Source organism: Stenotrophomonas sp. GD03877, assembly GCF_029840555.1.
Taxonomy (GTDB): Bacteria; Pseudomonadota; Gammaproteobacteria; order Xanthomonadales; family Xanthomonadaceae; genus Stenotrophomonas; species Stenotrophomonas geniculata.
In genome coordinates this window covers 1-23,982 of sequence record NZ_JAOCCT010000034.1, presented here as the reverse complement: position 1 = coordinate 23,982, position 23,982 = coordinate 1, and the positions used below count along the sequence as shown (strand labels likewise).

Sequence of the window (23,982 nt, the reverse complement as noted above, 5' to 3'; positions counted from 1 at the left end):
CGCGGCAGGCCTCAGTGCGACTTTTCGTCGGTGTTGCCGTTCGGGTCGATCGCCGGCATCGCCGCCAGCTGCGCCGTGGTGGCCGCCACCGCCTTCACCTGCTGGCCCAGTGATACCGCACTGCCGTTGCTGACGATCACCCGTTCGCCGGTCTTGAGACCATCGGTGATCTGCCACTGGTTGCCGACCACCTGGCCGGTGCTGACCCGACGCTCGACCACATGATCCCTGGCGTCGAGCAAGCGCAGCAGCGGCTCGCCGCGTTCGTTGCGCGTCACCGCCTTCTGCGGCACCAGCAGCGCGCGCGCGTCGGTGGCCATCGGCAGCACCGCCTTCAGGTACATGCCGGGCAGCAACAGGCCGTCCGGGTTCGGAATGACCGCACGCAGCACCACATTGCCGGTACCCGGATCGACCGCGCTGCCCACGAACTCCAGCGTGCCTTCGTGCGCATAGGTGCTGCCGTCCTCCAGCAGCACCTTCACCTGTGCCTTGCCATCGATGGCCTTCACCAGGCCGGCATCGAGCTGCTTGCGCAGCGCCAGCATCTGCGTGCTGGACTGGGTGACATCCAGGTACACCGGGTCCAGCCGCTGGATGGTGGTCAGCGCGGCGTCCTGCCCGGCCGCGACCAGTGCACCAGCGGTCACGCTGGAGGTGCCGATGCGACCGTCGATGGGCGCGGTCACCCGCGTGTAGTCGAGGTTGATGCGGGCGGCCTGCAATGCAGCGCGCGCGGCAATCACGTTGGCCTGCGCCTGCTTCAGCGCCGAGGTGGCGTCGTCGGCATCCTGCTTGCTGGCCGCATCCATGCTCACCAGCGCGCGGGTGCGCTCGGCCTTCGGCTGTGCCGACAACACGGTGGCCTCGGCCTGCGCCAGCTGCCCGCGGGCGGTATCGAAGGCCGCCTGGTATGGCGCCGGATCGACCTGGTACAGCAGCTGCCCCGCCTTGACCTGCTGGCCTTCGGTGAACAACCGCTGGCGGATCAGGCCGCCGATCTGCGGCCGCACCTCGGAGATCTCGAACGGCACGGCGCGGCCGGGCAGCGTCTGCTGTAGTGCCAGCGGCTGCGCGCTGGCCGTGATGACGCCCACTTCGGGCATGGCCGGTGCTTCAGTCCTGCCCGCCGAACAGGCCGCCAGGGCCAGCAGCAGGGGCAGCAGCAGGGGACGCGGGGAACGGGACAGCGGGCGCAGGAGGGACATGGGGGGCGTGGGGGCCTTGCGTTGACCCGTGCACGCTGCCGTGGAACTGTGCAGAGAATATGGAGATTGTGCGACCGGCTCAGCTGGCGCTTGCTTTCGGCGCCGCATGCGCCGCTAATGGCCTCCGCGATGGCGAAGATTCGACTCAAATTCGGCCTGACCGCGAAGACCTTCCTCGCGATCTTCACCGCCTGCCTGCTGGTGCTGGCAGTGAACGGTATTGCCAGCCGCGTGGCCTTCCAGACCGGCTTCCTGGACTACCTCAACGACCAGGGCGACCTGCGCATGCAGCGGCTGATGCCACACCTGCAACGCGAGTACCGCGAGCACGGTGGCTGGGAACATCTGCACGGTGATGGCGACCGCTGGGCGCGGCTGCTGCGCCCGGATCTGGCCCACGGCCACGAAGGACCGGTGCCGCCGCTGTCCGACCAGACCGGCGTGCCATCGCGGCTGGGCCTGTTCGATGCGCAGCACCGCTTCGTGGCCGGCAACCCCGATGCCACCAGCGATGACGAGCCGCACGCGGTGCAGGTGGACGGGCAGACCGTAGGTTGGCTGGGCATGGTGCCGTTCCAGACCGTCATCGCCACCAACGACCTGAATTTCTACAACACCCAGGTGCGCGCCTGGTGGGTGATCGGCATCGCCCTACTGCTGGTGACGGTACTGCTGGCCTGGCTGGTATCGCGGGCGCTGCGCCAGCGCCTGGCCAAGCTGGCCGCGGCCACGCACCGGCTGGCGGCCGGTGACTACGCCATCCGCATCGAGCGCACCAGCGACGATGAGCTGGACGCACTGGTCAACGACTTCAACCGGATGGCGCAGGCGCTGGACGATACCGAGCGCAACCGCCGCGCCTTCATCGCCGACATCTCGCATGAGCTGCGCACGCCATTGGCGGTGGTGCGCGCCGAGCTGGAGGCGATCGAAGATGGCATCCGTCCGCTGGACCGCTCCAACCTGGTGGGCCTGCAGGGCGAGATCCGCCAGCTGGGCAAGCTGATCGACGACCTGCACGACCTGTCGATGACCCAGTCCGGCGGCCTGGCGTACCGCTTCGCGCCACTGGACCTGGCGGCGCTGCTGCGCAGCGAACTCAACGGCATGCGCGTGCGCTTCGCCAATGCAGGCCTGGCGCTGGAGGAAAATCTGCCCGCCATGCCGTTGCAGGTGTCCGGTGACGAACGGCGCCTGCAGCAGGTGCTGGCCAACCTGCTGGAGAATGCACTGCGCTACACCCACGCCGGTGGCCGCGTACTCGTGCAGGCAGCGCACGTGCCTGCCGGCGTGCAGCTGATCGTGGAAGACACCGCGCCGGGCGTGCCGGCCGACAAGTGCGCGCTGCTGTTCGAACGCTTCTACCGCGTGGAGAGTTCGCGCAATCGTGCCAGTGGTGGCAGCGGGCTGGGCCTGGCCATCAGCCACAACATCATCCTCGCCCACCACGGCGTCATCCACGCCGAGCCCTCGCCACTGGGCGGGCTGCGCGTGGTCATCACCCTGCCGGAGCCTGCATGAGCACGTCGCCCGCCACGTCCGCGAAGATCCTGATCGTCGAGGACGAGCCACGCCTGGCCTCGGTACTGCGCGACTACCTGGCCGCTGCCGGCATGGCCAGCGAGTGGGTGGACGACGGTGGCCAGGTGATCGACGCGTTCGCGCGCTACCAGCCCGATCTGGTGCTGCTGGACCTGATGCTGCCGCGGCGCGACGGCGTGGACCTGTGCCGCGAACTGCGCGCCAGCAGCGATGTGCCGGTCATCATGGTCACCGCACGGGTGGAAGAGATCGACCGCCTGCTGGGCCTGGAGATCGGTGCCGACGACTACATCTGCAAGCCGTTCAGTCCGCGCGAAGTGGTCGCTCGGGTAATGGCGGTGCTGCGCCGCTACCGCCCAGACCCGGGTGCGCGCGCCAATGGTGGCCTGCACATCGACGAGCCGGCCGCACGCGCCACCTGGAACGGCAAGGGCCTGGACCTGACCCCGGTGGAATACCGCCTGCTGCGCACGCTGCTGGCCACGCCAGGCCGGATCTGGGCGCGCGATGAACTGCTCGACCGGCTGTACCTGGACCATCGCGTGGTGGTCGACCGCACCGTCGACAGCCATGTGCGCAACCTGCGCCGCAAGCTGGCCGACGCCGGCATGGAAGGCGAGCCGATCCGTTCGGTGTACGGCATGGGCTACAGCTACGAACCCTGAGCTCCCTGTAGAGCCGAGCCCATGCTCGGCTGTGCTGGGAGCCGAGCATGAGCTCGGCTCTACAACGCACCACGCAGGTATCATCGTCGCGAACGCACTGATTTCCGGAGACTTCGATGAACCCGCTGCGCCCCTTCCGCGACAAGATGCCCGTCCTCGGCGAGCGCGTGTACATCGACCCGGCCTGCACCGTCATCGGTGACGTGGAGCTGGCCGACGACGTGTCGGTGTGGCCGGGCACGGTCATCCGCGGCGATGTCAATTACGTGCGCATCGGTGCGCGCACCAACGTGCAGGACGGCACCATCATCCATGTCAGCCACCACAGCCCGTACAACAAGGCCGGCTACCCGACCCTGATCGGCGAAGGCGTGACCGTCGGCCACGGCTGCATCATCCACGCCTGCACGATCGGCGATTACAGCCTGATCGGCATGGGCGCCTGCATCCTCGACGGCGCCCGCGTGGAGCGCCATGGCTTCGTCGGCGCCGGTGCGGTGGTCGGCCCGGGCAAGGTGGTGGGCGAAGGCGAGCTGTGGGTCGGCAACCCGGCCCGGCCGGCACGCACGCTGAGTGACAAGGAGATCGAGGCGCTGCATTACTCGGCCGACCACTACGTGCGGCTGAAGGACGAATACCGGGGCTGAGCCCCCGACGCTGCCATGCGGCTCTGCTAAAGTCTGGGCCCGACCAGGACCTGTCGAGACCCCCCATGCCTGTGGCTGCCTGCCGGAGAGGACTCCGGCGCCCACAACGAAGGCCATCGCGCTGATGGCCGCACCGATGCTCGATACCTACCGCGAGGTGGTGACGCCAGAGGGTGTGCCGCTGCAGTTGCCTGCCGCCGGCCCGGTACCGCGGGCGATGGCCTGGCTGGTCGATCTCGGCGTGCGCATCGCGGCACTGGTGCTGGTGTCCATTCCGCTGGCGCTGCTGGACAAGTTCGGCTCCGGCCTCTACCTGGTGCTGATGTTCCTGGTCTACTGGGCCTACCCGATCGTCTGCGAAGCAGTGTGGGGACGCACCCTGGGCAAGCGTGCGCTGGGGCTGCGCGTGCTGTCCCGCGATGGCGCGCCGGTAGGCTGGATGGCGGCGATCACCCGCAACCTGCTGCGCACGGTTGACATGCTGCCCTTCGGCTATGCGCTGGGCCTGATCAGCAGCCTGTTCGATCCGCATGGCCGCCGCCTGGGCGACCTGGTGGCCGGCACCGTGGTGGTGCATGCACCCGCGCTGTACCTGCCACCGCCACCGACCATCGACAGCGTGCTGGCCCCGCCGCAGCCCCTGCGACCAGAGGAACAGGCCGCGCTGATGGCCTTCGCCGAGCGCGCGCCCCGCTTGTCGGCGGCGCGCCAGCAGGAGCTGGCCGGTATTGCCGAACCACTGACCGGCACCCACGGCCAGGTCGGCGTGCTGCGCCTGTATGCGATGGCCAACTGGCTGCTGGGGCGGCGATGAAACAGGAGCAGTTCGTCGCCCGCTACCAGCAGGAATGGCAGGACCTGGAGCAGTGGCTGCTGCTGCGTGCCGGCGCCTCACGCCGCACGCGCCGCAAGGCCAGCGGCCTGGCACTGGACGACACGACCTTCCCGCAGCGCTACCGGCGGCTGTGCCAGCAGCTGGCGCTGGCCCGCGAGCGCGGCTACAGCCCGCAGCTGGTGCAGCGCCTGCAGCAGCTGATGCAGCAGGGCCACAGCGTGCTGTACCGCACGCCGCCGACACGCTGGCGGGGTGCCCTGGAGTTCCTGGTGGCCGACTTCCCGCTGCTGGTGCGCAGCGAGGCGCGCAGCATGTGGGTAGCGCTGGCGATGTTCGCGCTGCCGGCGGTGGCCTGCTTCGTGCTGGTGCAGGTCTATCCGGACCTGATCCACATGCTGATGGACAACCGCCAGATCGCCGAGATGGAGCGCATGTACGATCCCGCCGCCGAGCGCCTGGGGCGTGACAGCGGCACTGACTGGATGATGTTCGGCCACTACATCATGAACAACATCAGCATTGCCCTGCGCACCTTCGCCAGCGGACTGCTGGCCGGGCTGGGCACGCTGCTGGTGCTGCTGTTCAACGGCGTAATCATCGGTTCGGTGGCAGGCCACCTGCAGCACATCGGCCATGGCGACCCGTTCTGGCGCTTCGTGGTCGGCCACGGCGCCTTCGAGCTGACTGCGATCGTGATCGCTGGCGGTGCCGGCCTGCAGCTGGGCATGAAGCTGCTGGCGCCGGGCCGGCGCAGCCGCCTGGATGCACTGGTCGACGGCGGCCGCATCGGCGCGCGGCTGTGCCTCGGCGTCGCCTTCATGCTGTTGGTGGCCGCCTTCATCGAAGCCTTCTGGTCATCGATCGCCGAAGTACCTGCATGGGGCAAGTTCAGCGTGGCCGGTGTGTTGTGGGCCGGCGTGCTGCTGTGGCTGTGGCGCGGCGGACGTGGAGCTGGCCATGCGCATTGACCACCTGGACGTGGCGCTGCGTGCCCGCAGTGGCTGGGAAGCGATGGAGCTGGGCACCGCGCTGTCCCGCCGCCACGCACGTGCGCTGTGGGGCAGCTGGCTGCTGGCCAGTGCACCGCTGTTCGTGATCTTCAACGCGCTGGGCTGGTGGCTGGATGCCTTCGGCTGGGCCTGGCTGGCGATGTGGTGGTGCAAACCGCTGTTCGAACGTGCGCCGCTGTATGTGCTGTCGCGCGGCATCTTCGGTGAGCCGGTCGGCACGCTGGCCGCGCTGCGTGCGCAACGTCACTGGGGCAACAGCGGCTTCTGGGGCTACCTGGGTTGGCGTCGTTTCAGCGTGCTGCGCAGCCTGTGCCTGCCGGTGAACCTGCTGGAAGGCAACACACCGGGCCAGCGCGGCCCACGTCGTCGTGCGGTGGCAGCCGGCGCAGCGGGCGCGGCACTGGTACTGACCGTGACCTGCATCGCGTTCGAAGCCGTGCTGGTGTCCGGCGCGATCGGTGCGGTGTTCATGTTCATGCCGCTGGAGCTGATGTCCGAATCCTGGCGCGCCGCATGGGACATGATCGGCCAGGACACCCCCGCATGGGCACGGCTGGGCTTCAACCTGGCGTGCTGGCTGGCCTCGGTGCTGATCGGCCCGTTCTTCGTCGGTGCGGGCTTTGGCCTGTACTTGAACCGGCGCACGCAGATGGAAGCCTGGGATGTGGAGATCGCCCTGCGCCGCCTGCGCGAGCGGCTGCTGCCGGCGGCATCGACGCTGGCCCTGCTGCTGTGCCTGGCACTGCCGCTGGTCTCCGCACCGGTGCATGCGCAGGACACAGACGCCGAGCCCGAACGAGCCATGGGCAAGCCCAACGACCGTGGCATCGACGCCGAGGAAGGCGACGAAGCACCGACCATCGACCCGGCCAACACCCCGGCAACGATCTTCGGCGGTACGCCGGTGGACACCGCCGGTTTCCGTCAGGCAGTGAACCGCGCCTATGAAGACCCGCTGCAGCGCCCGACCCGCCAGGTCACCCGCTGGAAGCCGATCGAACAGGCCGAGGAAGAGAAGAAGGAAGACAAGCAGCTGCAGCGTGACACCAACAGCAACGGTGAACGCAAAGCGCGCAAGGACGGCATCGCTTGGCTGGCGCGGCTGGCCGAATGGGGCCTGTGGGGGCTGCTCGGCGTCCTGCTGCTGGTCCTGCTGCTGACCGCGCGGCTGTGGCTGCCGTGGCTGCGGGGCAGTGGCCGACGCAAGGCCGAGGCCGCACCGCCGGTGGTGGAGTTGCCGGTGGTGCTGCCGCCGGACGTGGCCACCCAGGCCGGCCTGCTCTGGGACCAGGGCCGGCCGCGGCAGGCGCTGGCCCTGCTGTACCGCGCCAGCGTGCGCACGGTGGGCGAGCGCAGCGGCATCGCGCTTCCACCCGGTGCCACCGAAGCGCAATGCCTGCGCGCGTCGCGGCGCATGCCCGAGGCCAGCGACCGTGACCTGTTCGCGCGCATCGTGCGCATGTGGCAGTACGCCGCCTACGGTGGCCGCCTGCCCAGCCGCGCCGATTTCGATGCATTGGCCGATACGCTGCGCCAGCAGTACGGGTGGCAGGCATGAGCCCGCGCCTGTTCTGGTCGCTGCTGCTCGGTGCATTGGTGCTGTTCGGTGTACCGCTGACGATCCTTTACCTGCGCACGCATGAGCGGGTGACCGAGACCGTGCAGCTGCCGCCGCAGGGCGAAGCTGGCTACAACCCGCTGTACGTGCTCGGCCAGGCCCTGCGCGCCGATGGCATTGACGTGCACTCGCGGCCACGGCTGGAGCTGCAGCAGATGACGCTGGGGCGCCACGATACGGTAGTGCTGCTGCAGGACAGCAGCGAACTGCCGGCACCGGCGGTGAAACAGCTGCTGGACTGGGTCGACCAGGGCGGCCACCTGCTGGTGCGTACACCGCCACCGGCCGAGGACGATGCCGGCAGCACGCAGGGGCCCCTGCTGGATCAGCTGGGCGTGGACAGCCTGTTCCAGCGCAGCGACTGCCAGCCGTTCCATGTCGACGACGATCCTGGCCACGTTGAGTTCTGTGGTGGCCGCCGCTTCACCCTGGGTTTTGCCGCCAGTGCACAGGCCGAACGTCGCTGGGGCACGGATCGCGACCTGGTGTTTGCGCGCCTGCGCCATGGCCAGGGCAAGGTGAGCGTGCTGGCCGACATGGAGTTCATGCGCAGCGAGGTGGACTCACCGGCAGCGCGCCTGGCATCGGCAGGGGGCAAGGCCAGCGACGGCCTGCACGACAGGGCCCACCGCGACCTGACCCGCTACCTGCTCGATCCGAACTACGGCAAGGGTGCGGTCTGGCTGATCTACGCCAGCCGCCCGCCGTCGCTGTGGTCGCGCATGTTCTACCAGGGCTGGCCACTGTGGGCGCCACTGCTGCTGGCCCTGCTGGGCTGGTTGTGGGGCCGCTCGCAGCGCTTCGGCAGCCTGCTGCCGTCACCGGTACTGGAACGCCGTTCGCTGCTGGAACACGTGCGTGCCAGTGGTGAACTGCTGCTGCGTTTCGGCCACGGTACGCGCCTGTACGAGGCCGTACTCGCCCTGTTCCTGCACCGCCTGCGCCTGCGCGCACCGGTTGCGGCCGCACTGGACGGTGCGCCACGCGATCAGGCCATCGCCGAGCTGCTGAAGTGGCCGCAGGCCCGCGTCGCCAGCGCGCTCACTCCCCCTCCGCCACACGATTCCTCCGCCCTGCGCGAGCGCATCCGCTTGCTGCTCCAGATGAGATCCCTGCTATGACCGAAGTCCCCGAGCTGCCGGCGGCCGCCAACGCCCGCCTGATCGAACGCGTCGATGCCATCCGCACCGCCGTCGGACACGCCTTCATCGGCCAGGCCGATGTGCTGGACCAGATCCTGGTGGCGCTGCTGGCCGGTGGCCACGTGCTGATCGAGGGCGTGCCCGGGCTGGGCAAGACGCTGCTGGTGCGCGCGCTGGCCCAGGCCTTGGAGCTGGACTATGGCCGCGTGCAGTTCACCCCCGACCTGATGCCCAGCGACGTCAGCGGCCACGCGGTGTACGACCCGAAGAGCGAAAGCTTCAAGATCCGCCGCGGCCCGGTGTTCACCAACCTGCTGCTGGCCGACGAGATCAACCGCGCACCGGCCAAGACCCAGTCCGCGCTGCTGGAAGTGATGCAGGAAGGCCAAGTGACCATCGAGGGCAAGGCCTTCACCCTGGCACCGCCTTTCATGGCGCTGGCCACGCAGAACCCGCTGGAGCAGGAAGGCACCTACCCGCTGCCGGAAGCACAGCTGGACCGTTTCCTGCTGAAGGTGCTGATCGATTACCCGCAGCTGGAGGACGAGAAGCGCATGGTGACCGCGATCACCAGTGGTCGTGCCGCCAGCGATTTCGACCTGAGCCAGGTGCCGCGCGTGCTCGGTGCCGGTGAGCTGCTGGAGCTGCAGCGCGCCACCGCGGCGATCACCGTCGATGACGAAGTGATCGACTACGCGGTACGCATCGTTGCCGCCACCCGGCAGTGGCCGGGCATCGCGGTCGGTGCCGGTCCGCGCGGCAGCATCGCGCTGGTGCGTGCCTCGCGCGCGCAGGCGGTGCTGGCCGGCCGCGACTTCGTCACGCCGGACGACGTGCGCGACATTGCGCGCCCGGCGCTGCGCCACCGCATCGCGCTGGCCCCGGAACTGCAGATCGAAGGCCAGGACGCCGACGACGTGCTGGGCGCGCTGCTGGCCAAGGTGGAAGCGCCGCGCCGATGAGGCCGGCCCCGCTGCTGTTGGCGCTGCTGCTGGCCTGGGCTGCCCTGGGCGGTCTGGTGCTGGGCGGGTTGCTGCCGCGCTGGAGCTGGGCGCTGGCGGCGCTGGCGATTGCCGTGCCCGCGTTGATGGATCTGTGGCGGCAGTCGCGGCGTCCGTCACCGCAGGTGCAGCGAGAACTGCCCGAAGCGCTGGCACTGGGCGTGCGCCGCGAGGCTGCACTGCGGTTGCAGGCAGACGCGTCGATGACGGTGCAGGTGTTCGACCTGGTGCCCGGCGGTTGGCCGTTGGAGTCGCTGCCACAGCGCGTGCACCTGCAGGCGGGCACCGCTGCCACCCTGCACTACCATCTGCAGCCGCTGCAGCGCGGGCATTTCCGCTTCGAGGGCGTGCACCTGCGCATGCGCTCGCCGTGGCGCCTGTGGTGGCAGCAACGCACGCTGCCCCCCGCGCTGGACGTGCGGGTCTATCCGAACTTCGTGCCGCTCACCCGCTTCGCATTGTTCAGTGCCGACCAAGCCTCGCGGCTGGTCGGTGCGCACGTGAAGCGCCGCCGCGGTGAGGGCACCGACTTCCACCAGATGCGCGAGTACCGCATCGGCGACAGCCTGCGCCAGCTCGACTGGAAGGCCACCGCGCGTGCGCGCAAGCTGATCTCGCGCGAGTATCAGGACGAGAAGAACCAGCAGCTGCTGCTGATGCTCGACAGTGGTCGGCGCATGCTGGCCAGCGAAGGCGGTCTCTCGCACTTCGACCACGCATTGAACGCCTCGCTGGTGGTGGCGTACCTGGCATTGCGGCAGGGCGATGCCGCCGGCCTGTTCGCTGCCGGTGGCGAGCGCCGCTGGGTGGCGCCGCAGCGTGGCATGGGCACGGTCGAGCACCTGCTGCGTGCCAGCTACGACCTGCAGCCGCGCGCGGTGGCCACCGACTACCTGGCTGCGGCCACCGAGGTATCGCTGCGCCAGCGCCGGCGCGCGCTGGTGATGCTGGTCAGCAACGTGCGCGACGAAGATATCGAGGATCTGCTGGCGGCAGTGCGCCTGCTGCAGCGACGTCACCTGGTATGCGTGGCCAGCCTGCGCGAGCGCGAGCTGGACGGCGTGCTGGACAGCGAAGTGCAGACACTGGAAGACGCCACCCAGGCCGGTGCCGCCGCACTCTACCTGCAGCAGCGTGCGAAGGCACACGACGCGCTGCGCAGCGAAAAGGTGATGGTGCTGGACGTGACCGCCGATGCCCTGCCCGGTGCACTGGTGGAGCGCTACCTGGCGGTGAAGCGCGAAGGGCTGCTCTGATACCAGTGATCGCTCTGGTGGGTGCCAACCTTGGTTGGCACGAAACCCACAGCGCCGACCAAGGCCGGCATATACCAACACCGGCTGCCGGCCAGCGGCCGGCACTACCCCTGCAACAACCGACGCTGCAACCGCTCCACCGCACGTTGCAGCAACACCCGGTTGCGGGCCAGCTTCATCCACTGCGGCAGGCGCGAGAACATGGATCGGTGATGGCCGCGGCTTTCGCGCAGCATCGCGCTCGCGTACTCGTGCAACGCATGCAGATGTTCAGCGTTATAGGCCCAGAGCAGGCCCGCGCGGGTCGGTTCGACCAGGCGCAGCGGCAATCCGAAGTGCGGATCGGCAGGCTCGGCGTCACGCAACGGACGCACCGCGACCGAAACATCAGTACTGCGATCACATTGCGCACATCGAGCAGCGAAGGAGGCCGGTGCAGGCACGCCAGCGGGAACCCGGCGGCGCACATGCAGCCACTGATGCCCACAGAATCCACAAGGTTGGCGGCCCAGGATGTAGACCGCACCGACCCAGTCACCACTGTCCAGCGCTGAACTGCAGCCTGTGCAGCGGAATCGCGCCGTCCACCGGTAGGGTTTCCAGCTGGCGATCACCCAACCGGGGGTGTCGCAGCGATGGCAACGCACAGCGACGCGGTCCGCGAAGGCCTGCAGGCTGCGCCCGTCATCGAAATGCCGGCCCGGCACGGGCGTGGGACGCCCATGCCGGCCAGGCCAACGCCGCACCGTCATCAGACGTAGATCCGCGTCGGCGCCTCATCCACGATTGCGTGCGGCACGAAGCGCGCACTGTCACGGGTGATCGCGCTGTCGTCCTCGCGGATGCCGATGCCGCAGGCGTGGTCACCGATCACCCAGCTGCCGATCAGCGGGTAGCCGCCTTCGAAGCGGGTGAGCGGATGCGCGCGCTGGATGATCGCCGGTCCGTCGTAGGGACCGTCGCTGCGCTGGGTGCTGCCATCGGCCAGGTGCATCTCGATGTTCGCGCCTTCGCGCGAGAACAGCGGCTTGCGCACCCAGCCCGAGGCCAGTGCACTGCCGTCATCGAAGTGCGCTTCCAGCAGATTCGGATGGCCCACGTTGCGTTGCCACAACAGCGGCAGGATGCCCTTGTTGCTCAATACCGCCTTCCAGGCCGGTTCCAGCAGCTGCACGCCCGAGCCGGGCAGCGCGCGGCCGAACTCTTCGGCCATCAGGTCTTCCAGCGGATACAGCTTGAACAGCGTGCCGATCACCGAATCATCCAGCGCGGTGAAGCGGCCGTCTTCGGACAACCCGATATCCTCGACGGCGATGGCCTGGCCGTGCAGGCCGGCCTGCGAGGCGCAGTCGCGCAGGTAGTCAACCGTGCCACGGTCTTCTTCGGAACTGCCCACCGCGCTGAAGTACAGCGGCGGCGGCAACTGCGTGGCCAGTTCGCCGAAACGCTCGACCAACGCCTCGTGGATCGCATTGAACTGGTCGGCGTGCTGCGGCAGGCGGCCGGCGTTGCGCTGGTCTTCCAGCCACTGCCATTGGAAGAAGCTGGCCTCGAACAGCGAGGTCGGCGTGTCGTAGTTCAGTTCGTACAGCCTGGCCGGGCCGGTGCCGTCGTAGGCCAGGTCCAGGCGCCCGTACAGGTGCGGCTGGCGCTGGCGCCAGCTGTCGGCTATCCAGTCGCGGTAGTGCGACGGAATCGCCAGCTGGTCCATCAATCGTTCGCTGGCGATGACATCGCCGACCAGATCCAGCGCCATCTGGTGCAGCTCGGCGCTGGGGTCTTCGATGTCCTGCTCGATCTGGCGCAAGGTGAACGCGTAGTACGCGCTTTCATCCCAGTACGGCTGGCCGTCGATGGTGTGGAAGCGGAAACCCGCTTCGTCCGCGCGTGCCCGCCACTGGGCACGCTCGGCAATCCGGATACGCTGCATGGGTCGATCAGCCGCCGTAGCTGCCGCTGGTGCTGCGGCGCGCGCTGGTGTTGCCGAAGCCACCACGGCTGGCAGTGACCGCACGGTTCGGCTCGCTGGTGACCGGCGCCAGACCAGCCTTGCCCGCGCCGATGCCGCTGGCGGTGTTGAGGCCGCCGCTGCCGCCCGGTGCCGGGCGTGCCCAACCAGCACTCTTGTCCTGGTACGCCGGCGACGCCGCCGGCGCCTGCGGGGCCAGGCCGCCGCGGTTGCTCAGCATCTGCGACATGAAGAAGCCCATCATCATCGGGCCGATGAACGAGGTACCCGCCGACGTGTGCTGCTGCACGCACTGTTCCGGCTTGTAGTCCTTCTCGCAGGCTTCCTTGCTGGCGTACTTCGGCGCCGCATCGGCGGCCTGCTTCTGCGCTTCGGCGAAGGCATTGCGGCACGACGACGGATCGCCGGTGGCCTCGGTGCAGGCTTCCACCGAGGTGTACAGGCCTTCCTGCACCTTCACCTCCGGCTCCTTCTGGCAGGCGGTGAACAGCAGCGGCGCAGCGCTCATCAGCAGCAGCGCGGTGGTGCGGGAACGTTTCATGGCCTCATGCCCTGTCGACGGATCAATGCCCCAATGATGCCAAATCCGGGCCAGCAACCGGAATCGGCAAAGTGGGAAAGATGAACGGCCTTTCATTTTCGTCGTTCCCCATCATCCCCGCATCGCGTGGATCCATCGTGTCGACCAAGGTCGACACCTACCAAGAGCAGAGCGCCGGCCCCCGACAGATCGCAGGAAAACTGTCGAAGGCGGGTGGGTCCGCTATTGCATCGGCCGTTGCTTCGGCAGGTGCCGGGCGCAGCCCGGCCGGACCACCTCCGGTGGTTGCAGCAGCAACCGAAAAAATTGGCCATGATCGGCTGACCCCCACGTCGTACGGCCCGCCCGTTCCGCCAGCCATGCCCGAATACCGCTCCCGCACCTCCACCGCCGGCCGCAACATGGCCGGCGCCCGCGCCCTGTGGCGTGCCACCGGCATGAAGGACGGCGACTTCCACAAGCCGATCATCGCCATCGCCAACTCCTTCACCCAGTTCGTGCCCGGCCACGTACACCTGAAGGACCTCGGCCAGCTGGTCGCGCGCGAGATCGAACAGGTCGGCGGCGTCGCCAAGGAATTCAACACCATCGCTGTGGACGACGGCATCGCGATGGGCCACGACGGCATGCTGTACTCGCTGCCCAGCCGCGAGATCATCGCCGACTCGGTCGAATACATGGTCAACGCGCACTGCGCCGACGCACTGGTGTGCATCAGCAACTGCGACAAGATCACGCCCGGCATGCTGATGGCCGCGCTGCGCCTCAACATCCCGGTGGTGTTCGTCTCTGGCGGGCCGATGGAAGCGGGCAAGACCAAGCTGTCCGAGCACAAGCTGGACCTGGTCGATGCGATGGTGGTGGCCGCCGATGCCAGCGCCTCCGACGAGAAGGTCGCGGCGTTCGAGCGCAGCGCCTGCCCCACCTGCGGATCCTGTTCGGGCATGTTCACCGCCAACTCGATGAACTGCCTGACCGAAGCACTGGGCCTGTCGCTGCCCGGCAACGGCACCACGCTGGCCACCCACGCCGACCGCGAGGCGCTGTTCCGCCGTGCCGGCCGCCTGATCGTCGAACTCTGCCACCGCTGGTATGGCGGCGAAGACCCGAGCGCGCTGCCGCGCGGCATCGCCACCCAGGCCGCGTTCGCCAATGCAATGACCCTGGATATCGCCATGGGCGGTTCCACCAACACCATCCTGCACCTGCTGGCCGCCGCGCAGGAAGCGGAGGTCGACTTCGACCTGACCCATATCGACGCGCTGTCGCGGCGCGTACCGCAGCTGTGCAAGGTGGCGCCGAACACACCGAAGTACCACATCGAGGACGTGCATCGCGCCGGCGGCGTGTTCGGCATCCTGGGTGAGCTGGACCGCGCCGGCCTGCTCGAAACCACGGTGCCGACCGTACACAGCACCAGCCTGGCCGACGCGCTGGAACGCTGGGACGTGGTGCGCAGTGACAACGACACCCTGCACACCTTCTTCAAGGCCGGCCCGGCCGGCATTCCCACCCAGGAGGCCTTCAGCCAGGCCACGCGCTGGCCGACGCTGGACATCGACCGCGCTGAAGGCTGCATCCGCTCGCTGCAGCACGCGTACTCACTGGAAGGCGGCCTCGCCGTGCTGCGCGGCAACCTGGCCGTCGATGGCTGCGTGGTGAAGACGGCCGGCGTGGACGAGTCCATCCACATCTTCGAAGGCCCCGCGCGCGTCTACGAAAGCCAGGACGCCGCCGTCGCCGGCATCCTCGCCGACGAAGTGCAGCCGGGCGAGGTGGTGGTGATCCGCTACGAAGGCCCGAAGGGCGGCCCCGGCATGCAGGAGATGCTGTACCCGACCAGCTACCTGAAATCGAAGGGACTGGGCAAGCAGTGCGCGCTGCTCACCGACGGCCGTTTCTCCGGCGGCACCTCGGGCCTGTCGATCGGCCACGTCTCGCCGGAAGCTGCCAGCGGCGGTGTCATCGGCCTGGTGGAAGATGGTGATCGCATCCGCATCGACATCCCTGCCCGCCGCATCGATCTGCTGCTGGACGAGGCCGTGCTGGCCCAGCGCCGCAGCGACGCCGATGCGCGTGGTTGGAAGCCGCGCGCGCCACGCCCACGCAAGGTCACCAGTGCATTGAAAGCCTACGCCCTGCTCGCCACCAGCGCCGACAAGGGGGCCGTTCGCAACACCGCCCTGCTCGGCGATTGATCAAAAAGGGGACGGAGGGGATTAAGTCGTTTGTGGCACAAACGACTTAATCCCCTCCGTCCCCTTTTCCTTCACCATGTGTGGCTCCGCACAAGGACGTGACGATGTATTTCCGCCACCTGATGGCCCTGGCGCTCGCCGTGAGTTCCGCGCCCGCGCTGGCCGACGACTGCCGGTTCGACGATCGCGCCGGACTGCTGGCGATATCGCCAGAGGCGTTCAACCATGGCCCAGGCGAGGGCTGGGATGCGCTGGCCGAGCGTGCAGGCTGCCAGCTGGAAATCGCCGGGTTGTTCGCTGCCTATCGCCAGCAGGCGAAAGCGGCTGGGCATAGCGGGCTGGCCTGGCATGAGGCAACGATGCGCGCCGATGCAGGACAGCGCGATCCTGCCATTGCCCTGATGCGCTTGACCTACAAGCCCCACGGTGCCGATCCGGAGGGATGGAATCACTATGTCGATGCCACCATCGCCTTCCTCGATGATGATCTGCCGGCACTGAAACGGGCACGTGCGCGGCTCGCGAAACTCCCGATGCCCGCAGGCAGCGCGCGTGAGCAGGGCGATGATCGGCGATCCGCATGGCCACCGCGACTGCAGATCGTGGATTCACTGATCCGCTGCATGTACCAACCCTACGCGCTTGCCTCCCAATCCTGCCCGGAAGCCTAGTATCCGCCAGGCATGGCCCGGCGCTACCCGTGCGCCTCAGCCGATCACGCGCTTGAACGGCGGCAGTGCGTCGATGATGCGCTTGCCGTAGCGGCGGGTCAGCAGCCGCGAATCGAGGATGACCACGCGGCCGGTGTCGGTGGAGGTGCGGATCAGGCGGCCGGCGAACTGGGTCAGCGTGCGCAGCGCGTGCGGAATGGCGATCAGGTTGAACGCATTGAGCCCGCGTCCCTCGAACCATTCGCTGAGCGTGGCGGTCTGCGGATCGGTCGGCACCGCGAACGGCACCTGGGTGATCACCACCGTGGTGCAGGCCTCACCCGGCAGGTCGAGGCCTTCGCCGAACGAGTTCAGGCCGAACAGCACCGAGCCCTCGCCCGCCGCGACACGGCGCAGGTGTTCGTCGATCAGCCGGGTCTTGGACATCTCGCCCTGCACCAGCACCTGCTTGCGGCGCGCGGCCGACATCAGGCCGGCTACCTTCTCCATCTTCCAGCGCGAGGTGAACAGCACCATCGAGCCCTTGGCCCAGTCCAGTTCGGTGTCCAGGTAGCGCGCCACTTCGCGCGGATGGCCTTCGCGGTCGTCCGGGGTGACCGGGAACCTGGGCACGATCAGTTCGGCCTGGTTGGGCAGGTCGAACGGCGACGACAGCGAGACCATCTCGGCCTCTTCGGGGATGCCGTTGTCGATCGCCAGCGACTGGAAATCGCCGCCGCCGGTCAGCGTCGCCGAGGTCATCACCACCGAATCCACTTCATCCCACAGCAGCTTGCGCAGCACGTGCGCGGCCGACACCGGCGAGCCGTGCAGCACCAGGTCGCCGTCGCGGGTGGCGGTGACCCAGCGCGCCATCGGCGGCGCGCCGTCCTTGTCCTCGCGGCGCCAGGCCTGCCACAGGTTGTACTGCTGCTCGATCATTTCCAGCGCCATGCCCAGGTTGCGCTGCAGGCGCTCGCGCGCGGCGTCGTCCGGCTTGCCCTTGGCCACCTGCGCGGTGGCCGCATGCGCCCAGTTGTACAGGCTGCGGGTATCGTCGGCCAGTGCTTCGATCGGCTCGCGCCAGGCCTCGGGCAGGCGGCCGTTGGCGGCGCGCCACATCGGCTCCTCGTCGGCCGGTGCCGGCATCCACACCCGCTCGATGTGGTCACGGAACGCGCGCAGCTGCTTGGCCACGTTGCTGGCCACTTCGATCGCTTCGTTCGGCAGCAGGTTGCCAAGGCGGTCCTTGTCGACCGCGCGGTAGGCACCGGCGATCAGGATCTGCAGGCGGCCGGTGCGCTTGGCCATTTCATCCAGCGCCAGGCTGGCCGCGCCCTGGTCGATCGCCACGTTGCCAATGTGGTGGCCTTCGTCCAGCACCAGCAGCATGTCCGACGGCGGCGCGATCAACGGCTGGCCGTTGTCGCTGTCGCCGATCGACAGCGCCGACAGCAGCAGTGCGTGGTTGGTGACCACGATCTGCGCGTCGCGCACCGTATTGCGCGAGCGCAGCACCGCGCACTGTGCCGAATAGGCACAACGGCGCCCGGCGCAGCCCGAGGCCGGCGTGGTGATGCGGCTGCGCAGGCCGGGGCTGATGGTCTCCGGCGCGTTGTCGATGTCGCCGTCCCAGCTGCCGCCGGTGAAGGCGTCAGTCAGGCGCTTGGCGATGTCCATCTCGATCGGCGCCAGTGGCCGGTCGAACAAGGGCGCGTCGTCCTCGAACATGCCGCCCTGCGCGCCCTCACCCTGCGCTTCGGCGGCATTGCGCGTGCACAGGTAGCGGGTGCGGCCCTTGGCCAGCGCCACGGTCGCGTCCAGGCCGGTGGCTTTGAGAAAATTCGGGATATCGCGCTCGACCAGCTGCGACTGCAGGGCCACGGTGCCGGTGCTGATCACCAGCTTCTTCTTGGTGGCCAGCGCGATCGGTACACCTGCGGTGAGGTAGCCCAGGCTCTTGCCGACGCCGGTGGGCGCCTCGACCACGCCGACGCCGCCACTTTTCGACAGCGCACGCGACACCACGCCGATCATCTGGCTCTGCGAGCGGCGGGTGGAGAAGCCGGGGGTATTGGCCTGCAGCGTGGTGTACGCCTTGCGGATCGCGTCCTTCAAGGCGTCATCAAGCGTGCGCGGAGCGGCGACGGTTTCGGTCACGCCGGGAAGTACCGTGGCTGGATCAGGCCGGTCATTGTCGCATGGCCGGCCACGTTCACTGCTGCTGGCACCCTGAACGGGCCAGCGACGACGCCTGGCGGCGGTCACGGTCCGGTAGCCGGACCGCCCAAGGGCCAGATACGCCGGGCATGGCCCGGCGCTACCGCTCAGGCCGCCGGGATCGTACGGCTACGCAGCAGGCGCACCAGTGCCCACACCAGCAGCACCACGCCGATGGCCTCCACCATCGCCAGCGCGAAATGCAACACGCCGAGGATGGCGCCCATGCCCGAGATGGCGCTGAAGTTGCCACTGCTGACCAGCCACATCGGCAGGACACCCGCCGCCAGGCCGCCCAGGCTGGACAGCAGCAACAGCACCAGGCCGACCAGGGCGCCGGTGCGGGTGGCATCGCGCGGTGCGCCGACCACCCAGACCAGGCCGATGCACAGCGCGATCAGTACCGGCAGGCGCACGCCGACCATGCTCAGCACGGTCACCATCAACGTTGTGCTGTCCATCGATCAGTCCTCGCCGGCCAGCACCGCCGAGCCCTGCCGCAGCGACTGGTAGATCTCGTCGGTCTGCGGGCGCACGCCATGCCACTGCAGGAAGCTCTCGGCCGCCTGTTCGACCAGCATGCCCAGGCCATCCACTGTATTGCGGCAGTTCGCCGCACGCGCCCAGGCCAGGAAGGCGATGGCGGCCTCGCCGTAGTTCAGGTCGACGGCGGTGGTCATCGAATTGACCAGCGACAGCGGCAGCTTGAACTCGACGTCGCGGTCGCGGCCGGCCGAGGTGGCATTGACGATCAGTTCGAAGTCGCCCAGGTCACGCAGGTCTTCCCAGTAGCGGCTGATCGCGCGGCCCGGTTCGCCCATCGCGTCGATCAGTTCATCGGCGCGTTCCGGCGTGCGGTTGACCACCACCAGCTCGGTGATACCGGCATCGAGCAGCGCCGGCGCGACGCTGCGCGCGGAGCCACCGGCGCCGATCAGCAGCATGCGGCGGCCACGCAGATCCAGGCCATGGCGGTCGGTGAGGTCACGCACCAGGCCGATGCCGTCGGTGGTGTCACCGTGCCAACGGTCGCCCTTGCGCAGCAGCGTGTTGACCGACCCGGCGCGGCGCGCACGTGCGGTCAGGGTGGTGCACACCGAGAACGCGGCTTCCTTGTGCGGCGAGGTGACGTTGGCGCCGACACCGCCGTCGGCGGCGAAGGCTTCCAGGCCGGCCAGGAATGCATCCGGGGCCAGGTCGATCGCGCGGTAATCCACCGCGATGCCTTCCTGGCGACCGAACGTCGCGTGGATCTGCGGCGACTTCGAGTGGGCAACGGGGTGTCCGAAGACGGCGTAACGGTCGGTCATGGAATCCTCAAGCTGGCTAGACTGATGCTCTTTCGTGCACGGACCCGGATGATGCGCATCACCCCGCCCCTGCTGGTGCTTGCCGCCAGTCTACTCTCTGCCCCCGTGGCGATGGCGTTGAACGAGTACGGCATCGAAGGCATGGGCGTGGTCTCCACCCGTGCCGACGAGGGCCGCGCCACGATCAGTCCCGATGGCCAGCGCATCGTCTTTGCCCGCCGCGGTGAGGCTGGCTGGGGCCTGTGGGAGGCGCGCGTGGTCGGCGGCCGCTGGCAGCAGGCGCAGGCCCTGCCGGTAGGCGTGGCCGGTGAGGTCCGTGATCCCTACTTCAGCCGTGACGGCCGCTGGCTGCTGTTCGCGGCCGGCCGCGAGGGCAGGCTGGCGCTGTACCGCGCCGCAGTCTCCGCCGATGGCCAGCTGGGCAAGGCGCAGCCTTTGGCGGGCGACGGTGACCGCCGCGAAGAGCGCGGACCAGCCCTGAGCGTGGATGGCAAGCGGCTGTTGTTCACCCGCCAGCAGGGTCGCGGCGCGGGCTGGGACCTGTTCGTGGCGTCATTGGACGCGCAGGGCGTGCGTGGCCCAGCCACCGCGTTGGCCGCGTTGAACAGCGCCGACGACGAGACCGACGGCGACTGGCTGGGCAACGACGGCGCCGTGGTATTCAGTCGTGGCAGCGGCGCGACCGCGCAGGTGTGGAGCAGCGGCTGTGCGTGGACCGGCGCGGCGCTGCAGCCATTGGGGCTGTCATTCAACCAGGCCGGCGGCTGGACCGGCGCGCCGGTGATCGACAACGCCAAGCCGGGCGAGATGATGGTTGCCAGCAGTGCGGCGAAGGCGCCACGTGCCGGTGGCGTGGATGTGTACCGGTTGGCGGTGCCGAAGGTGGCGGCGGTTGCGGGGTGCGTGCCTGCCGCCCGGTAGATGCCAACCTTGGTTGGCATGCGGGAAAGTGCCAACCAAGGTTGGCACCCACCCGTCAGCGCGACAACACCTTCGCGCGCTGCTGCTCGTACTCGACTTCGCTCAACTGGCCGTTGTCCTTGCGCTGGTTCAGCGCGGCCAGCTCGGCCTGCACGCTCTCCGGCAGGGCCTGCTCACGGGCCACGTGGCGGGCGGCGGAGAGCTGCTCCGGCGGGCGCTTGCCCGCGCGCCATGCGGCGATGAAGACACCGACGATGATGGCGCCGAACACCAGCGTACCGATGCCCCAGATCAACCATTGCATCCATCCCAGTTCGGGTCCCATCGCGCAGTCCTCCGTCTATCGTGGCGCTATTGTCAGCGCTCGCGCAGCCATCGCGCCACCTGCGGCGCGAAATAGGTCAGCACGCCGTCGGCACCGGCCCGCTTGAAGCCCAGCAGCGACTCCAGCACGCAGGCGCGCTCGTCCAGCCAGCCGTTGGCGAAGGCGGCCTTCATCATCGCGTACTCGCCACTCACCTGATAGGCGAAGGTCGGCACGCCGAACGTCTCCTTCACCCGGCGCACCAGGTCCAGGTACGGCATGCCCGGCTTGACCATCACCATGTCGGCGCCCTCTTCCAGGTCCAGCGCGATCTCGCGCAGGGCCTCGTCGCCGTTGGCCGGGTCCATCTGGTAGGTCTTCTTGTCGGCCTTGCCGAGGCTGGCCGCGCTGCCCACTGCATCACGGAACGGACCGTAGAACGCCGAGGCGTACTTGGCCGAGTACGCCATGATGCGCACATTGATGTGGTTGCCGGCATCCAGCGCACGGCGGATCGCGCCGATGCGGCCGTCCATCATGTCCGACGGCGAGACGATGTCCACACCGGCCTCGGCGTGCGACACCGACTGCTTGACCAGCGCTTCGACCGTGATGTCGTTCAGCACATAGCCCTTGTCATCGATGATGCCGTCCTGGCCGTGGGTGGTGTACGGGTCCAGCGCCACGTCGGTCATCACTCCCAGCTCCGGGAAGCGCGACTTCAGCGCGCGGATCGCACGCTGCGCCAGACCGTCCTCGGCCCACGCCGCCGATGCATCCAGCGACTTCAGCGACGGGTCGATCACCGGGAACAGGTCGATCACCGGAATGCCCAGCTCCAGCGCTTCTTCGGCCACCTTCAGCAGCTCTTCGATCGACAGCCGCTCCACGCCCGGCATCGACGGCACTGCGGTGCGGCCGGCCAGTTCGTGCACGAACACCGGGTAGATCAGGTCGTCGGTGGTCAGCGTGTTCTCGCGCATCAGGCGGCGCGAGAACTCGTCATGGCGCATGCGGCGCGGGCGGTAAAGCGGGTGGGACATGGCAGGCTCCGAGGAGTGGCTATTGCAACAGGTAGCCCTGCGGCAGCAGGGGTTCGGGCAATGGGCGTTCGCCGAGCGCGTCGAGCTGGTCGATCTCGATCGTGCGCACCAGCGCGTCCAGCGGCAGGTCGTTCGGCTCCAGGCCGAACGGGTCTTCCATTTCTTCGCCCAGCTGGTCCAGGCCGAAGAAGGCATAGGCCAGCACCGCCGACAGCACCGGCGTGCCCCAGCCCAGCGAACTGGCCAGGCCGAACGGCAGCAGCACGCAGAACATCCACGCGCAGCGGTGCAGCAGCAGGGTGTAGGCGAACGGCAGCGGGGTGGTGAGGATGCGCTCGCAGCCGGCCTGGATCGACGACATCGCGTGCAGGCGCTCTTCCAGCTGGGTGTAGAGGATCGGGTCGAGGTCACCGGCGCGCAGGGCTTGGGCCAACTCGGCCGCGATCATCGACAGCAGCGCGTCGGGCACGTTCTCACGCTGCCCGAGTTGTTCGCGCTGGCGCTTGTCCAGCCACGGCAGGGCCATCAGCGCCACGATGCGCCCGCGCAGGCGACCGGCCAATGCATGGGCGAAGGCGGTGGTGAGATAGGCGATGCGGCGGCGACGGCCGGTGTCATCGGCCAGCAGCAGGTTCACCTGGCGGGCCAGCGAGCGCGATTCGTAGACCAGCTGGCCCCACAGCTTGCGGCCTTCCCACCAGCGCTCGTAGCAGGCGCTGTTGCGGAAGCTGAGGAAGATCGACAGCACCAGGCCAAGCAGGGTGAACGGCGTGACCGACACGCGTTCGATGCCGGTGGGCGGCGCCAGCTCGACCACCGCGGCCACGGCGATGGACAGGATCAGGATGGCCAGCACCTTGGGCGCGATCGCTTTGACGATCGAACCGCGCAGGATGTACAGCAATTGCCAGCCGTGGGGACGGGGTCGGATGATCATGGGGCAGCCGCGCCGGGCGCGGATTCACAGGCACGCGGGGGGCTCGCGCAGCCATTCATTGTACGCCCCTGCCCGGCCATCGGCCGTGCGCCTGCGACGCCCTGTCGCACCCGGGCGCGGGCTCAGATCACGCCGCCACCCAGGCCGAGGCGGAGGATGCCCACCACCACCACGATGCCGTTCAGGACCAGGCCGGCCCAGGCCCGGCCACGCTTGCTCGGGTGGGTGAACAGGATGCCCAGCGCTGCGATGACTGCGCCCACCGCAGCGAACGGGATCAGGAACCAGTTGCCCCAGCCGAGCAGTGGAATCAGCGCCAGGATCATCCACAACAGCGCCAGTACGCCCCACAACAGACTGATCACACCCATGCCGCTCTCCCGCAGTTGGTTCCTGCCCCAACCATAGACGTTCCCGCTGCCGCCGCCTACTGCCATTGGCGGGGCTGTCACCCGCACCGTGCTAGCGTGCTGCCGTGCGTGCCCTGGCCCGGGTGTTGGCGCCGATTCAGAGTGGCCCGCCGATGATCGCAACCAGTCCTACAGGGGTCGTGCCATGAACATCCGTTGGGCCGCGTTGGCGGCCATCCTGCTGGTCGCCGCTGGCTGTGCCAGCACCTCCAAGGTGATGCTGGGCCGCGCCCGCGCACCGATCGATCCGGCGCTGGTGCAGATCTATTCGACGCCACCGGCCGGTTCCCAGGAAATCGCCCAGCTGGAATCGGCGTCCGCCGTCGGCTTCGGCACCCAGGGCCAGACCGATGCCGCCGTGGCCCGCCTGAAGCGCGAGGCCGCCGCGCTCGGCGCCAATGGCGTGGTGCTGATGGGTGTGGGCAGCAGTGGCTCGCCGGTGGGCATGTCGGTGGGCGCCGGCACGTTCGGTTCGCACGTCGGTGGCGGCGTCGGCATCGGTATTCCGACGACGCAGAAGCGCGCCGCCGGCGTCGCGATCTGGGTGCCGAATCC

Annotated in this window: 24 protein-coding genes; 13 read left to right on the top strand and 11 right to left on the bottom strand. The window is 68.7% G+C overall.

Annotated features, from left to right (window positions below):
* Positions 1 to 11: 11 nt before the first annotated feature.
* Positions 12 to 1,208, bottom strand: a complete 1,197-nt coding sequence (gene smeA, locus N5D20_RS20275) for a multidrug efflux RND transporter periplasmic adaptor subunit SmeA (RefSeq protein ID WP_049412402.1) — start codon at positions 1,206 to 1,208, stop codon at positions 12 to 14.
* Between the two features lie 117 nt (positions 1,209 to 1,325).
* On the opposite strand from smeA, the gene baeS reads away from it, so the two are divergent.
* From baeS to N5D20_RS20230, 9 genes are all read left to right on the top strand, one after another.
* Positions 1,326 to 2,729: a sensor histidine kinase efflux regulator BaeS gene (gene baeS / locus N5D20_RS20270; RefSeq protein ID WP_197578180.1), complete on the top strand. Its 1,404-nt coding sequence runs from the start codon at positions 1,326 to 1,328 to the stop codon at positions 2,727 to 2,729.
* Positions 2,726 to 3,415 (top strand): response regulator, encoded by a 690-nt coding sequence (locus tag N5D20_RS20265; RefSeq protein ID WP_197578179.1) that lies wholly within the window; start codon positions 2,726 to 2,728, stop codon positions 3,413 to 3,415. The genes baeS and N5D20_RS20265 overlap by 4 nt, the downstream gene beginning before the upstream one ends.
* Positions 3,416 to 3,531: 116 nt before the next feature.
* Positions 3,532 to 4,062, top strand: coding sequence for a gamma carbonic anhydrase family protein (locus N5D20_RS20260; protein ID WP_164191639.1), 531 nt, complete (start codon positions 3,532 to 3,534; stop codon positions 4,060 to 4,062).
* 124 nt (positions 4,063 to 4,186) lie between these two features.
* Positions 4,187 to 4,876 (top strand): RDD family protein, encoded by a 690-nt coding sequence (locus N5D20_RS20255; protein WP_010482196.1) that lies wholly within the window; start codon positions 4,187 to 4,189, stop codon positions 4,874 to 4,876.
* On the top strand, positions 4,873 to 5,865 hold the full coding sequence (locus N5D20_RS20250; protein WP_197578178.1) for a stage II sporulation protein M: 993 nt from the start codon (positions 4,873 to 4,875) through the stop codon (positions 5,863 to 5,865). The genes N5D20_RS20255 and N5D20_RS20250 overlap by 4 nt, the downstream gene beginning before the upstream one ends.
* Entirely contained in the window at positions 5,855 to 7,465 is a 1,611-nt protein-coding gene (locus N5D20_RS20245; protein ID WP_279914956.1) for a DUF4129 domain-containing protein, read from the top strand. The genes N5D20_RS20250 and N5D20_RS20245 overlap by 11 nt, the downstream gene beginning before the upstream one ends.
* The gene (locus tag N5D20_RS20240) at positions 7,462 to 8,646 is read left to right on the top strand and encodes a DUF4350 domain-containing protein (protein WP_197578176.1); all 1,185 of its coding nucleotides are present in this window, start codon (positions 7,462 to 7,464) and stop codon (positions 8,644 to 8,646) included. The genes N5D20_RS20245 and N5D20_RS20240 overlap by 4 nt, the downstream gene beginning before the upstream one ends.
* Positions 8,643 to 9,629, top strand: coding sequence for a MoxR family ATPase (locus N5D20_RS20235; protein ID WP_014648782.1), 987 nt, complete (start codon positions 8,643 to 8,645; stop codon positions 9,627 to 9,629). Before N5D20_RS20240 ends, N5D20_RS20235 begins: the two co-directional genes overlap by 4 nt.
* The gene (locus N5D20_RS20230; protein ID WP_197578175.1) at positions 9,626 to 10,924 is read left to right on the top strand and encodes a DUF58 domain-containing protein; all 1,299 of its coding nucleotides are present in this window, start codon (positions 9,626 to 9,628) and stop codon (positions 10,922 to 10,924) included. Before N5D20_RS20235 ends, N5D20_RS20230 begins: the two co-directional genes overlap by 4 nt.
* 104 nt (positions 10,925 to 11,028) lie before the next feature.
* Here N5D20_RS20230 and N5D20_RS20225 read toward each other — a convergent pair whose 3' ends face one another.
* Genes N5D20_RS20225 through N5D20_RS20215 form a run of 3 tightly spaced genes read right to left on the bottom strand, consistent with a single transcriptional unit; the run spans position 11,029 to position 13,434 of the window.
* A complete protein-coding gene (locus N5D20_RS20225) occupies positions 11,029 to 11,676 on the bottom strand; it encodes a hypothetical protein (RefSeq protein ID WP_197578174.1) in 648 nt (215 codons plus the stop codon).
* A complete protein-coding gene (locus tag N5D20_RS20220; RefSeq protein WP_197578173.1) occupies positions 11,676 to 12,854 on the bottom strand; it encodes a glutathionylspermidine synthase family protein in 1,179 nt (392 codons plus the stop codon). The genes N5D20_RS20225 and N5D20_RS20220 overlap by 1 nt, the downstream gene beginning before the upstream one ends.
* 7 nt (positions 12,855 to 12,861) lie before the next feature.
* A complete protein-coding gene (locus N5D20_RS20215) occupies positions 12,862 to 13,434 on the bottom strand; it encodes a DUF1190 domain-containing protein (RefSeq protein WP_014038869.1) in 573 nt (190 codons plus the stop codon).
* A gap of 359 nt (positions 13,435 to 13,793) precedes the next feature.
* Here N5D20_RS20215 and ilvD point away from each other — a divergent pair, with 359 nt between their 5' ends.
* Positions 13,794 to 15,632 carry a dihydroxy-acid dehydratase gene (ilvD, locus tag N5D20_RS20210; protein WP_197578172.1) on the top strand — a complete coding sequence of 613 codons (1,839 nt, stop codon included), beginning with the start codon at positions 13,794 to 13,796 and terminating at the stop codon, positions 15,630 to 15,632.
* Between the two features lie 104 nt (positions 15,633 to 15,736).
* Positions 15,737 to 16,303, top strand: a complete 567-nt coding sequence (locus tag N5D20_RS20205) for a hypothetical protein (protein WP_197578171.1) — start codon at positions 15,737 to 15,739, stop codon at positions 16,301 to 16,303.
* Positions 16,304 to 16,339: 36 nt separating this feature from the next.
* On the opposite strand, the gene dinG is transcribed toward N5D20_RS20205, so the two are convergent.
* The 3 genes from dinG to aroE form a co-directional block, all read right to left on the bottom strand.
* Positions 16,340 to 18,442, bottom strand: coding sequence for an ATP-dependent DNA helicase DinG (dinG, locus tag N5D20_RS20200; RefSeq protein WP_197578170.1), 2,103 nt, complete (start codon positions 18,440 to 18,442; stop codon positions 16,340 to 16,342).
* A 167-nt stretch (positions 18,443 to 18,609) separates the two neighbouring features.
* The gene (locus N5D20_RS20195) at positions 18,610 to 18,963 is read right to left on the bottom strand and encodes a hypothetical protein (protein WP_043402795.1); all 354 of its coding nucleotides are present in this window, start codon (positions 18,961 to 18,963) and stop codon (positions 18,610 to 18,612) included.
* A 3-nt stretch (positions 18,964 to 18,966) separates the two neighbouring features.
* Positions 18,967 to 19,812 carry a shikimate dehydrogenase gene (gene aroE, locus N5D20_RS20190; protein ID WP_043402797.1) on the bottom strand — a complete coding sequence of 282 codons (846 nt, stop codon included), beginning with the start codon at positions 19,810 to 19,812 and terminating at the stop codon, positions 18,967 to 18,969.
* A gap of 48 nt (positions 19,813 to 19,860) precedes the next feature.
* Here aroE and N5D20_RS20185 point away from each other — a divergent pair, with 48 nt between their 5' ends.
* Positions 19,861 to 20,733 (top strand): PD40 domain-containing protein, encoded by an 873-nt coding sequence (locus tag N5D20_RS20185; RefSeq protein ID WP_197578231.1) that lies wholly within the window; start codon positions 19,861 to 19,863, stop codon positions 20,731 to 20,733.
* Between the two features lie 55 nt (positions 20,734 to 20,788).
* On the opposite strand, the gene N5D20_RS20180 is transcribed toward N5D20_RS20185, so the two are convergent.
* From N5D20_RS20180 to N5D20_RS20165, 4 genes are all read right to left on the bottom strand, one after another.
* Positions 20,789 to 21,058 carry a hypothetical protein gene (locus N5D20_RS20180; RefSeq protein WP_010482214.1) on the bottom strand — a complete coding sequence of 90 codons (270 nt, stop codon included), beginning with the start codon at positions 21,056 to 21,058 and terminating at the stop codon, positions 20,789 to 20,791.
* Between the two features lie 32 nt (positions 21,059 to 21,090).
* Positions 21,091 to 22,080: a porphobilinogen synthase gene (gene hemB, locus N5D20_RS20175; RefSeq protein WP_010482215.1), complete on the bottom strand. Its 990-nt coding sequence runs from the start codon at positions 22,078 to 22,080 to the stop codon at positions 21,091 to 21,093.
* Between the two features lie 19 nt (positions 22,081 to 22,099).
* Positions 22,100 to 23,017: a bestrophin family ion channel gene (locus tag N5D20_RS20170; protein WP_010482217.1), complete on the bottom strand. Its 918-nt coding sequence runs from the start codon at positions 23,015 to 23,017 to the stop codon at positions 22,100 to 22,102.
* Positions 23,018 to 23,139: 122 nt separating this feature from the next.
* On the bottom strand, positions 23,140 to 23,388 hold the full coding sequence (locus N5D20_RS20165; RefSeq protein ID WP_006475755.1) for a hypothetical protein: 249 nt from the start codon (positions 23,386 to 23,388) through the stop codon (positions 23,140 to 23,142).
* Between the two features lie 184 nt (positions 23,389 to 23,572).
* On the opposite strand from N5D20_RS20165, the gene N5D20_RS20160 reads away from it, so the two are divergent.
* On the top strand, positions 23,573 to 23,982 hold a 410-nt coding region (locus tag N5D20_RS20160), incomplete at its 3' end, for a hypothetical protein (protein WP_279948006.1).

Bases quoted from the DNA above. Each gene is read 5' to 3' on its own strand.
- smeA (WP_049412402.1), bottom strand. From the start codon at position 1,208: ATGTCCCTCCTGCGCCCGCTGTCCCGTTCCCCGCGTCCCCTGCTGCTG.
- baeS (WP_197578180.1), top strand. From the start codon at position 1,326: ATGGCCTCCGCGATGGCGAAGATTCGACTCAAATTCGGCCTGACCGCG.
- N5D20_RS20265 (WP_197578179.1), top strand. From the start codon at position 2,726: ATGAGCACGTCGCCCGCCACGTCCGCGAAGATCCTGATCGTCGAGGAC.
- N5D20_RS20260 (WP_164191639.1), top strand. From the start codon at position 3,532: ATGAACCCGCTGCGCCCCTTCCGCGACAAGATGCCCGTCCTCGGCGAG.
- N5D20_RS20255 (WP_010482196.1), top strand. From the start codon at position 4,187: ATGGCCGCACCGATGCTCGATACCTACCGCGAGGTGGTGACGCCAGAG.
- N5D20_RS20250 (WP_197578178.1), top strand. From the start codon at position 4,873: ATGAAACAGGAGCAGTTCGTCGCCCGCTACCAGCAGGAATGGCAGGAC.
- N5D20_RS20245 (WP_279914956.1), top strand. From the start codon at position 5,855: ATGCGCATTGACCACCTGGACGTGGCGCTGCGTGCCCGCAGTGGCTGG.
- N5D20_RS20240 (WP_197578176.1), top strand. From the start codon at position 7,462: ATGAGCCCGCGCCTGTTCTGGTCGCTGCTGCTCGGTGCATTGGTGCTG.
- N5D20_RS20235 (WP_014648782.1), top strand. From the start codon at position 8,643: ATGACCGAAGTCCCCGAGCTGCCGGCGGCCGCCAACGCCCGCCTGATC.
- N5D20_RS20230 (WP_197578175.1), top strand. From the start codon at position 9,626: ATGAGGCCGGCCCCGCTGCTGTTGGCGCTGCTGCTGGCCTGGGCTGCC.
- N5D20_RS20225 (WP_197578174.1), bottom strand. From the start codon at position 11,676: ATGACGGTGCGGCGTTGGCCTGGCCGGCATGGGCGTCCCACGCCCGTG.
- N5D20_RS20220 (WP_197578173.1), bottom strand. From the start codon at position 12,854: ATGCAGCGTATCCGGATTGCCGAGCGTGCCCAGTGGCGGGCACGCGCG.
- N5D20_RS20215 (WP_014038869.1), bottom strand. From the start codon at position 13,434: ATGAAACGTTCCCGCACCACCGCGCTGCTGCTGATGAGCGCTGCGCCG.
- ilvD (WP_197578172.1), top strand. From the start codon at position 13,794: ATGCCCGAATACCGCTCCCGCACCTCCACCGCCGGCCGCAACATGGCC.
- N5D20_RS20205 (WP_197578171.1), top strand. From the start codon at position 15,737: ATGTATTTCCGCCACCTGATGGCCCTGGCGCTCGCCGTGAGTTCCGCG.
- N5D20_RS20195 (WP_043402795.1), bottom strand. From the start codon at position 18,963: ATGGACAGCACAACGTTGATGGTGACCGTGCTGAGCATGGTCGGCGTG.
- aroE (WP_043402797.1), bottom strand. From the start codon at position 19,812: ATGACCGACCGTTACGCCGTCTTCGGACACCCCGTTGCCCACTCGAAG.
- N5D20_RS20185 (WP_197578231.1), top strand. From the start codon at position 19,861: ATGATGCGCATCACCCCGCCCCTGCTGGTGCTTGCCGCCAGTCTACTC.
- N5D20_RS20180 (WP_010482214.1), bottom strand. From the start codon at position 21,058: ATGGGACCCGAACTGGGATGGATGCAATGGTTGATCTGGGGCATCGGT.
- hemB (WP_010482215.1), bottom strand. From the start codon at position 22,080: ATGTCCCACCCGCTTTACCGCCCGCGCCGCATGCGCCATGACGAGTTC.
- N5D20_RS20170 (WP_010482217.1), bottom strand. From the start codon at position 23,017: ATGATCATCCGACCCCGTCCCCACGGCTGGCAATTGCTGTACATCCTG.
- N5D20_RS20165 (WP_006475755.1), bottom strand. From the start codon at position 23,388: ATGGGTGTGATCAGTCTGTTGTGGGGCGTACTGGCGCTGTTGTGGATG.